This is a genomic window from Streptomyces siamensis (genome assembly GCF_039543605.1).
Taxonomy (GTDB): domain Bacteria; phylum Actinomycetota; class Actinomycetes; order Streptomycetales; family Streptomycetaceae; genus Streptomyces; species Streptomyces siamensis.
Window position 1 is genome coordinate 199,700 of sequence record NZ_BAABKB010000032.1, and the last position, 12,718, is coordinate 212,417.

11 protein-coding genes and 1 pseudogene are annotated in these 12,718 nt (G+C 74.0%); 4 read left to right on the forward strand and 8 right to left on the reverse strand.

What is annotated here, in order from left to right:
- Positions 1-53: 53 nt before the first annotated feature.
- Entirely contained in the window at positions 54-524 is a 471-nt protein-coding gene (locus ABEB03_RS34460) for a MarR family winged helix-turn-helix transcriptional regulator (RefSeq protein ID WP_345656791.1), read from the reverse strand.
- A gap of 188 nt (positions 525-712) precedes the next feature.
- A pseudogene (locus ABEB03_RS34465) lies at positions 713-1,174 on the reverse strand (MarR family winged helix-turn-helix transcriptional regulator); the annotation flags it as partial.
- 176 nt (positions 1,175-1,350) lie between these two features.
- Here ABEB03_RS34465 and ABEB03_RS34470 point away from each other — a divergent pair.
- Entirely contained in the window at positions 1,351-2,316 is a 966-nt protein-coding gene (locus ABEB03_RS34470; protein ID WP_345656793.1) for a pirin family protein, read from the forward strand.
- A gap of 194 nt (positions 2,317-2,510) precedes the next feature.
- On the opposite strand, the gene ABEB03_RS34475 is transcribed toward ABEB03_RS34470, so the two are convergent.
- The 3 genes from ABEB03_RS34475 to ABEB03_RS34485 all read right to left on the reverse strand — a co-directional run bounded on the left by ABEB03_RS34475 (position 2,511) and on the right by ABEB03_RS34485 (position 6,319).
- Positions 2,511-3,881 carry a VWA domain-containing protein gene (locus ABEB03_RS34475; protein WP_345656795.1) on the reverse strand — a complete coding sequence of 457 codons (1,371 nt, stop codon included), beginning with the start codon at positions 3,879-3,881 and terminating at the stop codon, positions 2,511-2,513.
- Positions 3,878-4,738: an AAA family ATPase gene (locus ABEB03_RS34480; RefSeq protein WP_345656796.1), complete on the reverse strand. Its 861-nt coding sequence runs from the start codon at positions 4,736-4,738 to the stop codon at positions 3,878-3,880. Before ABEB03_RS34480 ends, ABEB03_RS34475 begins: the two co-directional genes overlap by 4 nt.
- A gap of 225 nt (positions 4,739-4,963) precedes the next feature.
- Complete coding sequence (locus tag ABEB03_RS34485) at positions 4,964-6,319, reverse strand: hypothetical protein (protein ID WP_345656797.1); 1,356 nt, start codon at positions 6,317-6,319, stop codon at positions 4,964-4,966.
- Between the two features lie 113 nt (positions 6,320-6,432).
- On the opposite strand from ABEB03_RS34485, the gene ABEB03_RS34490 reads away from it, so the two are divergent.
- Complete coding sequence (locus ABEB03_RS34490; protein ID WP_345656798.1) at positions 6,433-7,659, forward strand: molybdopterin-dependent oxidoreductase; 1,227 nt, start codon at positions 6,433-6,435, stop codon at positions 7,657-7,659.
- A 496-nt stretch (positions 7,660-8,155) separates the two neighbouring features.
- Here the strand turns inward: ABEB03_RS34490 and ABEB03_RS34495 are convergent, their stop codons facing one another.
- Genes ABEB03_RS34495 through ABEB03_RS34505 form a run of 3 tightly spaced genes read right to left on the reverse strand, consistent with a single transcriptional unit; the run spans position 8,156 to position 10,355 of the window.
- Positions 8,156-9,007 (reverse strand): class I SAM-dependent methyltransferase, encoded by an 852-nt coding sequence (locus ABEB03_RS34495; protein WP_345656799.1) that lies wholly within the window; start codon positions 9,005-9,007, stop codon positions 8,156-8,158.
- Entirely contained in the window at positions 9,004-9,624 is a 621-nt protein-coding gene (locus ABEB03_RS34500; protein WP_345656801.1) for a TIGR04282 family arsenosugar biosynthesis glycosyltransferase, read from the reverse strand. The genes ABEB03_RS34495 and ABEB03_RS34500 overlap by 4 nt, the downstream gene beginning before the upstream one ends.
- Positions 9,621-10,355: a glycosyltransferase family 2 protein gene (locus ABEB03_RS34505; RefSeq protein WP_345656802.1), complete on the reverse strand. Its 735-nt coding sequence runs from the start codon at positions 10,353-10,355 to the stop codon at positions 9,621-9,623. Before ABEB03_RS34505 ends, ABEB03_RS34500 begins: the two co-directional genes overlap by 4 nt.
- 481 nt (positions 10,356-10,836) lie before the next feature.
- Here ABEB03_RS34505 and ABEB03_RS34510 point away from each other — a divergent pair, with 481 nt between their 5' ends.
- On the forward strand, positions 10,837-11,571 hold the full coding sequence (locus ABEB03_RS34510) for a response regulator transcription factor (protein ID WP_345656803.1): 735 nt from the start codon (positions 10,837-10,839) through the stop codon (positions 11,569-11,571).
- Between the two features lie 34 nt (positions 11,572-11,605).
- Positions 11,606-12,718 (forward strand): sensor histidine kinase, encoded by a 1,113-nt coding sequence (locus ABEB03_RS34515; protein ID WP_345656804.1) that lies wholly within the window; start codon positions 11,606-11,608, stop codon positions 12,716-12,718.

A 12,718-nucleotide genomic window follows, 5' to 3' on the forward strand; every position in this document is an offset into this window, starting at 1 on the left:
CACAACCGAGGCGGTTGGTTGAATATTCCACAACCCTGCCGAGGGTGCCGCCCCTACGCCCCGACCGCCTCGGTGTCGGCCGACTCGCCTTCGGCCAGCTCGGCATCGGCCCGCTCCGTGATCAGCGCCAGCACGCGACCGGCCGTCGCGAGGTCCTCGGCCGGAATGCCGGCGTAGAGCCGGGCCGCGATGGCGTTGCCCCCGGCGCGGACCGCCTCGAACAGCTGCCTGCCGCTGTCCGTGAGCGACACCTGGTCCGCCGCCGGCTCGTCCAGCAGCTTCCGTGCCGTCAGTTCCTCGACGGTCTCGCGGGCCAGCGACTCGTCTATCTTCAGGGCTCCGGTCAGGCGGCCCAAGAGCCGTTCGCGTGCGACGGTCCCGCCGTTGTCGGAGACCGCGCGGAGGGCGACGGACTGGTTGAAGGTGGTGCCGGTGCGGGCCAGTACCTTCTCCAGGGCGGCGCGGCTCGCGTAGTGGGCGAGGCCGATGACCTGGCCGTTGACCGGGGGAGTGGTGGTGGTCATGACGACTCCTTCTCGGAATGCGGATCGGATGGATCGGACGCGGCGGGCTCTTCCCGCGCGCTGGACTCCCCGCGCGCGCCCCGTTCTGCCGGTGTGCCGGACTCCCTGCCGGCGCCGGGCGCTCCCGGCGTGCCGGGCTTCCCGTCCGCGCCGGACGCTCCCGGCGCGGGCGACTCTCGCGCGGCGGGCTCCGCGTGCGGATCGAGAGGCACGTCGAGCAGGGTGGCCAGCTCGGCGCCGAACGCCCGGGTGCGTTCCCCGTCGAGCCCGCCGAGGGGTTCGAGGAGCTGGTCCAGGAGGCTCTGGACCACCCTGATGGCGCGACGGGCGACGGCGCGCCCGTCCTCGGTCAGGGACAGCTGGACCGCCCGCGGGTCCGCAGGGTCCCGTACGCGGTCGACGAATCCGGCCGCCTCCAGCGCGCGGGCCAGTTTCGAGACGTAGAGCGGTTCGAGCCCGGTGTGATCGGCGAGCCGGCGCTGACTGGGGCGCAGCCCGTCCCGTTGCATGCCGTACAGCGACGCCACCAGCGAGTACTGCGCGTGGGTCAGGCCGAGCGGAGCGACCGCACGGTCGACCGCCACACGCCATTTCATCGACAGACGCCAGACGAGGAAGCCGGGCGTCGCCCTGCCGGGTACCGAACTCATGGCAATTACCGTACATGGCTACTATATACATGGCTACTATTTCCCCGAGGGTCCGCCCGATGGCGTACGCACCTGCGACCGAGGACCTAGGACCCCTGCCGTTTCTCGGCCAAGACCCCCCGTACGGCGGTCCGATGGCCTGACGCAAGGTCCTCGACAGGGCTAGGTTGTGCCCCATGAGCAATCTTGATCGCGAGGCGGTTCCCGCCCTCTGCGGTGGCCGCGGGTTCGTGGTGGCCGAGCCGGTGCGCGAACTCCTCAGCCCCCGCCGGGTCAAGCTCGGCGAGTCGACCGAAGTCCGCCGTCTGCTCCCCAACCTGGGCCGTCGCATGGTCGGCGCGTGGTGCTTCGTCGATCACTACGGGCCCGACGACATCGCGGACGAGGCCGGCATGCAGGTCCCGCCGCACCCGCACATGGGCCTGCAGACCGTCAGCTGGCTGCACGAGGGCGAGGTGCTGCACCGTGACTCCACGGGCAGCCTGCAGACCATCCGTCCGCGCGAACTCGGGCTGATGACCTCGGGACGGGCCATCAGCCACTCCGAGGAGAGCCCGAGGTCGCACGCCCGCTTCCTGCACGGCGCGCAGCTCTGGGTCGCCCTCCCCGACAGCCACCGCCACACCGACCCGCGGTTCGAGCACCACGCCGAACTGCCGGTCGTCACGGCACCCGGCCTCGACGCCACGATCGTCCTGGGCTCGGTCGACGGCGCGACCTCGCCCGGCACGACGTACACGCCGATCGTCGGTGCCGACCTGGCCCTCGCGCAGGGCGCCGACGTACGGCTGCCCCTGGAGCCCGACTTCGAGTACGCCGTGCTCTCCATGTCCGGCGAGGCGCACGTCGACGGCGTGCCGGTGCTGCCCGGCTCGATGCTCTACCTCGGCTGCGGCCGCACCGAACTCCCCCTGCGGGCCGAGTCTGACGCGGCCCTCATGCTCCTGGGCGGCGAGCCCTTCGAAGAGGAGCTGATCATGTGGTGGAACTTCATCGGACGGACCAACGAGGACATCGAGCAGGCCCGGCAGGACTGGATGGGTGGCTCACGCTTCGGCGAGGTCAAGGGCTACGACGGCGACCCGCTGTCCGCCCCCGACCTGCCCCCGGTGCCGCTGAAGCCGCGCGGACGGGTGCGTTGACCTGCGGGGACGCCCTCGATTCCAAGGCGTGGCCGGTGATGTCGGCCCTGGCCGGACGAACACCGACCCGATGCCGGCCTCATTGACCATCCGTCGGGGCAGGCCGACGCGACGGCGAGTTCACCGATCCTTCTGCCGATCCGCGGCATGAACGAGGGGTGGATCGTCGTGGGCGACATCGCTCGCGTGCGCTCTCAGACCGGCAGCAGCCGGGCGATCAGCGCGCTGAGCTGCCGCGCGTTGCGGCACTCGTGCATCTCGACGAGTCCGGCGTAGGCGGGGGCGGCGGAGTCCCCGGTGCCCCACTGGGAACGCGGTTCGGGGTTCAGCCAGTAGGTGCGGCGGGACCGCTCGGAGATGTCCCGCACGGCCGGCAGGTTCGGGTCGCTCATGTTCGTACGGGCGTCACCGAGGACGAACACGGTCGTGCGGGGGCCCACGGCGTCGGCGTACCGCTCGGTGAACTCCCCGAACGCGACACCGTAGTCACTGCTGCCGTGCCACCCCGTCAGCGTCGCCTCGTCGCGGATGCGGGCGCTCAGTCCGTCGGAGTCGGCCGCGCCGCGCTCCAGCAGGCCGGTCACCTCGTCGATCCGGTTGACGAAGGCGAACACCCGCACCTTGCTGAACTGGTCGTGCAGTGCCTGCACCAGCAGCATCGTGAAGTCGGAGAACCCCGACACGGAACCCGAGACGTCGCACACCAGCACCAGTTCCGGCCGGACGGGGCGACGCCTGCGCAGCACGGGCCGCATCGGCACCCCGCCCGTCGACAGCGAGCCGCGCAGCGTCCTGCGCAGGTCGATGGTGCCGCGGGAGGCCCGGCGGCGGCGTGCGGCGAGCCGGGTGGCCAGCTTGCGGGCCAGCGGCTGCACCACCTTGCGCAGTTCGGCGAGCCGGTCCCGCCCCGCGAAGAGGAAGTCGACCCGGTCGGCGGTCGGCGCCACCGCCCGCCGCGCGATCTCGTCCCGGCCGCGCCGCTCGGCCACCCGGCGCCGCGCCTCCGTGGCGACCTGCCGCCGGAACTCCTCGATCCGCCGCCGGATCTCGTCCTCCAGCAGCCGGTCGGTGAAACCGGCGGCGTCACCGCGGGCACGGACGGTGTCACGCACCCGGGCCATCAGCGTCTGCGGACGCAGCCGGTCCAGCGCCTGGTACGACGACCAGCCGTCACCGCCCGGCGTGGCGCCGTAGCCGCCGAAGCCGGCCACCGCCTCCTGCGCCAGCCGGGCCAGCATCGCCCGGTCGTCGGCGGCGAGCGCCTCGGCCAGCCGGTCGCGCAGGTCCTCCCGGTCCACCGTCGTGTCGGCGTCCAGGGCGCCGACACGACGCGGGAAGTACACGTCGAAGACCGGGTCGAACACCCGCCGCTGCCCCGGGTTGTGCAGCAGCGTGGCGGCCAGCCCCTCGCGCAGCCGTTCGCGGTCGGCGAGGCCGAGCGCCTCCAGTGCCTGCGCGGCGTCCACGCTCTCCCCGGTGCCGATGCGCACACCGTGCGAGCGCAGCGCGCCGACCAGGCCGGTCAGCCGTTCCGCGAGGTCCGCGGCGGGCGCCGCAGACGTCACAGGGAGTCCAGGTCGAGCTTGGCCGCCGCCTTGAGGACGTCGTCCTGGTGCTTGAGGATGACGCCCAGACTGTCGCGTACGACGCTCTCGTCCAGGGTGTCCGCGCCGAGCGCGAGGAGCGTGCGGGCCCAGTCGATGGTCTCCGCCACCGAAGGCACCTTCCGCAGGTCCATCTCGCGCAGCGCGCCGACCACCCGCACCACGGACTCCGTCAGCGCCGCGTCGAGGTCCGGCACCTTCAGCCGTACGATCCGGCGCTCCAACTCCTCGTCGGGGAAGCCGATGTGGAGGAAGAGACAGCGGCGGCGCAGCGCTTCGGACAGCTCGCGGCTCGCGTTCGAGGTGAGCACCACGAACGGGCGGCGGGTCGCGGTGACGGTGCCGAGCTCGGGGACGGTCACCTGGAAGTCGCTGAGCACTTCGAGCAGCAGGCCCTCCACCTCGACGTCGGCCTTGTCGGTCTCGTCGATGAGCAGCACCTTGGCCTCGTCCCCGCGGATCGCCGTGAGCAGCGGCCGGGGCAGCAGGAACTCCTCGCTGAAGATGTCCGTGCGCGTCTCGTCCCACGTCTCGTCCCGCCCGGCGCTGATGCGCAGCAGCTGCTTGGCGTGGTTCCACTCGTACAGCGCCCGGGACTCGTCGACCCCTTCATAGCACTGCAGGCGGATCAGCCGGGCCCCGCCGACCTGGGCGACGGCCTTGGCGAGTTCGGTCTTGCCGACCCCTGCCGGGCCCTCCACCAGAAGCGGCTTGCCGAGCCGGTCGGCCAGGAACACCGTGGTGGCGACGGCGGGCGACGCGAGATAGCCGGTCTCGGCGAGGCGCGCGGTGACATCGTCGACGGACGTGAAAAGCAACGGGGCCTCCAGCTCGGCACGGGCCAGGTCGGGCCCCACTATCTAAGCGCTTGTTCACAGCTTCTGTCACCTGTGACGGCGCCCACGCCGGAGGCTCGCACGGGGCAACCGCCGGAGGCCCGCCCAGAGCACCCGGCGGACGCCCGCGCGGGGCTTCCGCCGGAGGAGCACGCCGGGCATCCGCCGGACGCCCTGTCGGGTCGGCGACACCGGGACGCTCCGGTGTCACCAGCCGGTCAGCAGCAGGTGGTTGAGGAGCAGCGCGAGCACGGCCTGCGCGGCGAGCCAGCCGCGGGGCCGGGGCAGCAGCGCACCCGCCGCGAGCAGCCACATCGCGAAGGGCAGCCAGATCCGCTCCGTCTCCGCCTTGCTCATCCCGGAGAGATCGGCGACGAGAAGGGCGAGCAGGGCGGCGAGCACGAGCAGCGCGAGACGGGCTTCCGGCACGCTGCCGGGCATCCGGGGTCCCTTGCGCAGAACGGCCCGTAGCTCACCGAGGACGGGCGTCGCGCAGGCGCGTCGCAGCCCCGCCACCGTCGCCGGGCCCACGACCAGCACCGTGCACGCGAGGTTCGCCCACACCCAGTAGCCGTACGGCCGGATGCCGCCCGCGCCCTCGTAGTAGCGGGTGACCAGCAGTCGGTACGCCTCCCACCAGTCGAAGCCGAGCAGGGTGAACACCAGCGGAACGACCGCGGCCCCGGCGACGACGTAGGGCAGCGGCCGCAGCCGACGGGAGCCGAGCAGCAGCGCGGCGGCGGCGATCGGCGCGAACAGCGTCAGCCCGTAGGAGAGATAGCAGGTGAGGCCGAACAGGAGGCCCGAGGCGAGACCGCAGGACCGGGGGCGGTGCCCGGTGACGGCGAGGGCGAGGAACGCGACGGCCCACGCGGCGACGGCCGCGAAGTAGCCGTCCGCGGAGGTGCCCATCCACACGGCCGCGGGGGCGAGCACGAGGAACGGCGCGGCGCGGCGGGCGAGCGCCTCCCCGCAGAGCACCCGCACGGCCACGAGGACCGCGGCCGGTGCGGCGGCCCCGACGACGATGCACCAGACCCCGGCCCACGCGCCGCCGCCCAGCCCGATCCGGTCCAGCAGGACGAACGTGACGGTGGCGGCCGGGGGATGCCCGGCCACATGCGCCGGCCAGTGGTCCGGCGAGTGGATCAGGATGTGGTGGGTGAAGTCCCGCAGCGTGCCCGGGATGTCGTGGAAACGGTCGATGACCTGGAGGTACTCGTACTCGGTGGTGAGGCGCCGGGCGATGCCGCGCTGCCAGCCGTCGATCAGCGCCAGGGAGAACGTCCACGCCATGGCCGTGCCCCAGGCGGCCCACAGCAGGGCGCGCCAGGGCAGCCGGGCGGCGAGGCGCGGACCGTACGCGACGACGGCGACCGCCACGACGAGCGCGGCGGCGGTGCCGGGTCCCGCGTGCGGTTCCCAGTGGGCGTACAGCGGTGGCCAGGACACGTGCAGGGTGCCGTCGCGGTGTTCGATCCGGTGGCCGATGAGGACGGCGGCCGCGACGAGCAGGGCGGCGGCCAGCACGGCGTACAGGTCACGGAGAAGATCGCGGTTCACACCGGCACGCTAGGCCGCGGCACCCCCTCGACCGGCGCCGCTCGTGCGGACGTCAGAGTTTCGTCATGGTTCGCGACCCCTTTCGGGTGGTGTCGCGGGCCTACGGTCGGGCCATGCCTCGGTCTCCCTCCTCGCCCGCGTTCTGGCGCAGCCCCTTGCGCGGCCCCTGGTTCACCGCCGTGCTCGGCGTCGTCCTGCTCGGCGGGATCACCGTGCTGTTCGTCACCGGACTCGTGTCGTACGCCGCCTACAACCCGGACCTGTCGCCGGTCAACGACAAGACCCCGGACAAGGGGCTGCTCGGCTTCTACCTGTTCTCCTGGCCGACCGGCCCGGTCTGGCTCTACCGCCTCACCCAGGGCGTGCACGTGACGCTGGGCATCGTGCTCGTCCCCGTCCTGCTCGCGAAGCTGTGGTCGGTCGTGCCGAAGCTGTTCGCGCTGCCGCCCGCACGGTCGCTCGCCCACGCGCTGGAGCGGATCTCGCTGCTCCTGCTGGTCGGTGGCGCGCTGTTCGAGTTCACCACGGGGATCCTGAACATCCAGCTCGACTACGTCTTCCCCGGCTCGTTCTACCCGCTGCACTTCTACGGAGCCTGGGTGTTCTTCGCCGCGTTCGTGGCACACGCCGTGCTCAAGATGCCGACGGCGCTCCGCGCGCTGCGCCACCCGCACGACGAACAGGGCGACCTGGTCGCGCCGGACCCCGCCGAGCCCACCGTGTCGCGGCGCGGTGCCCTCGGCGTCGTGGGCGGCGGCTCGCTGCTGCTGTTCGTCACGACGGCCGGCCGCAGCTTCGACGGGCCGCTGCGCCGAACCGCCGTGCTCACGCCGCACGGCGGACCCGAACCGGGCGGCGGACCCGCCGGGTTCCAGATCAACAAGACGGCCGCGTCACGGGGAATCAGCGCGAGCGAGACGACCGAGGAGGCGTGGCGGCTGGTCGTGCGGGGACGTGGCCGCACGGTGCGGCTGAGCAGGTCCGATCTGCTCGGACTCCCGCAGCACAGTGCCGCCCTGCCCATCGCGTGCGTGGAGGGCTGGTCCACCTCCGACCAGTGGTGGCGGGGGGTGCGGCTGCGCGACCTCGCGGCGCTCGTCGGGTACGAGCCCCAGGAGGCGCCCGACGTCCTGGTGGAATCCCTGCAGCGGCACGGCGCCTTCCGCAGCGCGGCCTTGCGCGACAACCAGGTGCGCGACCCGCGTTCCCTGCTCGCGCTCCACGTCAACGGCGCGCCGTTGACGCCCGATCACGGTCACCCGGCGCGCGTCATCGTCCCCGCGGCGCCCGGTGTGCTCAACACCAAATGGGTGGCCCGGATGACGTTCGGAGACCTGTGATGAGGCGGCCCGTGGTGAGACGACCCGCGCTGCGATGGCCCGCGATGAAGCGGCCCGTGCTGCGATGGCCCGCGATGAAGCTGCCCGTGCTGCGATGGCCCGCGATGAAGCGGCCCGTGCTGCGATGGCCCGCGATGAAGCGGCCCGGCCTCGCGCGGTTCGGTACGCGGCCGGCCGCGCGGCGCCCGCTCCGCTCGTACATCGGGAGCCCGCTGCAACTCCTGCTGCTCGCCTGCTCGTTCGCCCTCGCCGGGTACGCGGGCGTGCGGCTCCTCGCGGACGACTGGTTCGCCGTCGCGCTCTGGTTCGTGGGCGCCGCCGTGCTGCACGACCTGGTGCTGGTGCCCCTGTACGCGGGAGCCGACCGGGCGCTGACCGGCGCCCTGGACAGGGTGGGCCGCCGGGAGTGGACGCTCCACGTCCGTGTCCCGGCGGCGCTGTCCGCGCTCCTCCTGCTCGTGTGGTTCCCGCTCGTCACCGGACAGGTCGCGGACCACTACCGGTCCGCGACCGGCCTGCCCGGCGACGGCTTCCTCGCCCGCTGGCTGCTGATCACGGCGGTGCTGTTCGGCGGTTCGGCGGCGCTGCTCGTCCTGCGGACGTGGCGCGCCGCGCGGTCGGACCGGTTGCGCAGGGCGGCGAAGGAGCGCCCGCCGGCCGCCCACTGACCCTCCGGGCGCCAGCCCGCGCGCACCCCGTGCCGCAACAGGGCCGGGGTGCCGACGCGGGCCCAGGGGAACGCCGGCCCGCCGGCCCCGCCCTCGGCGTCGAGGGCCCGTACGACATGGACGCTGACCCGTTCGTCGACGTCCATGTCCGGGAGCGTCTCAGCGAGCAGCAGGCCGCCGGGCGCCACCAGCCGGGACAGCCGGCGCAGCAGGGCGGCAGGGTCGCCGCCGATGCCGATGTTGCCGTCGACGAGCAGCGCGGTGTCCCAGCGCCCCTCACCGGGGAGCGGTTCGAACACGGACCGGCGCAGCGCCTGTCCGCCGAGCCGCAGGGTCCGGGCCACCGCGGTCTCGCTCACATCGATGCCCAGCACGCGGTGGCCCCGGGCCGCGAGCTCGGCGACCAGCCGCCCCGGGCCGCAGCCGACGTCCAGCACGGCGCCCTCGCAGCGCCCCAGGACCTGGAGGTCCACCGCGTCGGCCCGCGCGCACCAGCGTTCCACCTCCAGGGGCAGCAGCCAGCCGTCGGTCCGGCGCAGGAAGAGCGGGCCCCGGCCGCGCGCCAGGGCGTCCGAGTACGGGTCGGCGCCCCAGGGGCCCGGTACGTCCGTTGTCGGGGCGGCCGCCGACCGGTCCGGACCGGCGACCTCGGCCGTGGTGGTCTCGCGGGCGCCGTTCATCGGTCACCGGCCGCCGGCCCGAGGCGGCTCAGCTCGGCCGCGAAACGGCCACCGGGTGCCGAGGCGGCGACCGCCTCCGCGTCCGCGGCCGTGTCGACGTCCCGCAGCCGGGGCAGATCGCGCACCCGCAGTCCCGCGGCCGTGAGGCGGTTCCGCTGCACGGCGCCGGTGGTGGGCGTCGACATCGGAACGCCCCGCAGGAGCGCGGGATCGGGTGCGGCGAGCCCCAGGGCCCAGAAGCCGCCGTCCTCGGCCGGCCCGAACCAGGCGTCGCAGTCGCAGAAGTCCACGGTGAGCAGCGCGGGCGTCACCTGAGGCGTGTCCATGCCGATGAGCAGCGCGGGTCCGGTGCATCCGGCGAAGGCCGCGGCCAGTCGCGCGTCGAGCCCGCCCGCGCACTGCGGTACGACGTCGAAGCCGGGCGGCAGCCAGGCGCCCGGCGCTCCGTCGAGCACCAGGACACGCCGCGCCGCGGGCGTCGCGGCCACCGCGCGCAGGGTGTCCACGAGCGAGGCTTCCGCGAGCGTCGCCGCCTCCCGTGGAGTGAACGGAGGCGTCAGGCGGGTCTTGACCCGTCCGGGCCGCGGTTCCTTGGCGATGACGAGGAGCGTGGTCACTGGGTGGATCCTCCGGGGCTCGGGGTGGCTGCGGGGGCGGCGCCGGGCGGCTCAGCCAGTACACGGCGCATGTCCCGCACCGCATGCCAGGTGCCGCGCCAGGTGCCCGTCACCTTGGACGCACCGGTGCGCGGCAGATAGGGCACGTCGTGCTCGGTGACGCGCCAGCCGGCGTCGGCGGCGCGGACGACCATCTGGAGCGGGTAGCCGCTGCGGCGGTCGGTGAGGCCGAGGGCGAGCAGGGGCTCGCGGCGCGCCGCGCGGAGCGGCCCGAGGTCGCGCAGGCGCAGCCCCGTGCGGCGGCGCACCATCCGGGCGAGCGCGGCGTTGCCCGCGCGGGCGTGCGCGGGCCACGCGCCGCGTGCGAACGGCCGGCGCCGTCCGAGCACCAGGTCCGCCCCGCCGTCCCGTACCTCGCGCACGAACGGCACGAGCAGCGACGGGTCGAGCGAGGCGTCGCAGTCGCAGAAGCACACGATGTCCGCGGTGGCGGCGGTGAGGCCCGCGTGGCAGGCGGCGCCGAAGCCGCGGCGCTCCTCGCGCACGACGGTCGCGCCGAGGGCGCGGGCCAGCTCCGCCGAGCCGTCGGTGGAACCGTTGTCCACGACGAGGGCGCGCCAGCCGGGCGGGATGCGGGCGAGTACCCAGGGGAGGGCCTCGGCTTCGTCCAGGCAGGGCAGGACCACGTCGACTTCAGGGTCCGGGGAGGGAGAGGTCGTCACGGCGTTCACCCTACGAACGCGAAGGGGAGATATCGGACTTCGGATCCTTACGAAACACGGACGTCGGACCGGGCCGGCGGCATCGGCGACGGGCAGGTGGGAGGCTGGACGCATGCAGCAGCCGTACGAATCCGCAGGCACGCGGCGCCGGGACGCTCCGGCTCCTGACGGTCGAGCCCCTGACGGTCGAGGCCCCGACGGCCGCGACCCCGCACCGCCCGGCTCCGCCGGGCCCGCGGGACCGGGACCGAAGGCTCCGCCGGAGGGCGCTCCTCGCGATCCCGTGACGGCCGGACCGCACCGTGCGTCCGGCGCCGGACCGCACGCAGGCCCCGGATCTCGTACGCAAGAGGGCTCCGGACACGGCGCGCACGAAGGGTCCGGGCACGGCGGACACGAGGGCTCAGAACTCGGTGGCCCCGACGGTTCCGGGCACGGTGGACACGGCGCGAAGCATGGTGCGCACGGCGGCTCCGGGCCCCGTGAAGCCGTGACCGCCGCGCGCGTTCCCGGCGGGTACGGGGAGGCCGCCCGTGTCCTGGTCGTGGACGACGATCCGACCGTCGCCGAGGTCGTCTCCGGCTACCTCGACCGCGCGGGATACCTGGTGGACCGCGCCGCGGACGGGCCTTCCGCGCTCGCCCGCGCCGCCGCCCACCGGCCCGACCTGGTGGTGCTGGACCTCATGCTGCCGGGCATGGACGGGCTGGAGGTGTGCCGCCGCATGCGCGGCCACGGCCCCGTGCCGGTCATCATGCTCACCGCGCGCGGTGACGAGGACGACCGGATCCTCGGTCTGGAGGTCGGCGCCGACGACTACGTCACCAAGCCCTTCAGCCCCCGCGAACTGGTGCTGCGCGTGGAGTCGGTGCTGCGCCGCAGCAGGCCCGCCCCCACGGCCCGGCCTCTCGCCACGGCCGGACTGGCCATCGACCCCGCGGCCCGCCGTGCCACCAAGCTCGGCGAGGAACTCGCCCTCACCGTCCGCGAGTTCGACCTCCTCGCCTTCTTCCTGCGCCATCCGGGCCGGGCCTACAGCCGCGAGGACCTGATGCGCGAGGTGTGGGGCTGGGACTTCGGTGACCTGTCGACCGTCACGGTCCATGTGCGCCGACTGCGGGGCAAGGTCGAGGACGACCCGGCGAGCCCCCGGCTGATCCAGACGGTGTGGGGCGTCGGCTACCGCTTCGACGCCACGCCCCGTGAGGAGGCGGTCCGTCCATGACCACCGCCCTGCCGCGCGAGGAGGCGGCCTGACCATGCACGACATACTGCTCATGGCGCTGTACGCCTTCCTGGGAGCCGCGGCCGCCGGGCTGCTCGGCGCGGCTGCCCTGTGGCTGCTGCGGCGACGCTCGCTCACCGCGTCGCTCGGCGTCGTCGCCGCGGTCGCCGTGACCGCCATGCTCGCGGGGACGCTCGCCGTGGCCTGGGCGATGTTCCTGTCCTCCCACGACCTGACCGTGGTGACCACGGTCGTCGCCATGGCGGCCGTGGTGTCGCTGGCCACCGCCCTGCTGCTGGGCCGCTGGGTCGTGGCGCGCAGCCGGGCGCTCACCCTCGCCGCCCGTTCCTTCGGCGACGGCGGCGACTTCGCCGCGCCCGACGGCCCGGCGACCGCCGAACTGGAGGCGCTGGGCCGGGAACTGGCGGCCACCAGCGCGAAGCTGGCGCGGTCCCGTGAGCGTGAGCGCGCCCTGGAGACCTCGCGCCGCGAACTGGTCGCGTGGATCTCGCACGACCTGCGTACCCCGCTGGCCGGACTGCGCGCGATGTCCGAGGCGCTGGAGGACGGGGTGGCGGCCGACCCCGAGCGCTATCTGCGCCAGATGCGCACCGAGGTCGAACGGCTCAACGGCATGGTGGGCGACCTGTTCGAGCTGTCCCGCATCCATGCGGGCGCACTCGCGCTCTCCCCGTCGCGCGTCTGTGTGTACGACCTCGTCGGCGACGCCCTCGCGGGCGCGGACCCACTGGCCCGCGAGCACGGGGTCCGGCTGGTCGGCGACCGTGTCGAGCCGGTCCCGGTCGAGGTGGACGGCAAGGAGATGAGCCGGGTCCTGGGCAATCTGCTGGTGAACGCGATCCGCCGGACGCCGGCCGACGGTACGGTCGCGGTCGCCGCCGAACGGTCGGACGAGGGGGTCGTGCTGTCCGTGACCGACGGCTGCGGCGGCATCCCCGAGGAGGACCTGCCGCGCGTCTTCGACACGGGCTGGCGCGGCACGAGCGCCCGTACCCCTCCCGCCGGAGCCGGCCTGGGCCTTGCCATCGTCCGGGGCATCGTGGAGGCCCACCAGGGCCGGGCGGCCGTGCGCAACGTCCCCGGGGGCTGCCGCTTCGAGGTCAGACTGCCGACGGCCGAGGTGTGA

Bases quoted from the DNA above. Each gene is read 5' to 3' on its own strand.
- ABEB03_RS34515 (WP_345656804.1), top strand. From the start codon at position 11,606: ATGCACGACATACTGCTCATGGCGCTGTACGCCTTCCTGGGAGCCGCG.
- ABEB03_RS34495 (WP_345656799.1), bottom strand. From the start codon at position 9,007: ATGAACGGCGCCCGCGAGACCACCACGGCCGAGGTCGCCGGTCCGGAC.
- ABEB03_RS34470 (WP_345656793.1), top strand. From the start codon at position 1,351: ATGAGCAATCTTGATCGCGAGGCGGTTCCCGCCCTCTGCGGTGGCCGC.
- ABEB03_RS34490 (WP_345656798.1), top strand. From the start codon at position 6,433: ATGCCTCGGTCTCCCTCCTCGCCCGCGTTCTGGCGCAGCCCCTTGCGC.
- ABEB03_RS34460 (WP_345656791.1), bottom strand. From the start codon at position 524: ATGACCACCACCACTCCCCCGGTCAACGGCCAGGTCATCGGCCTCGCC.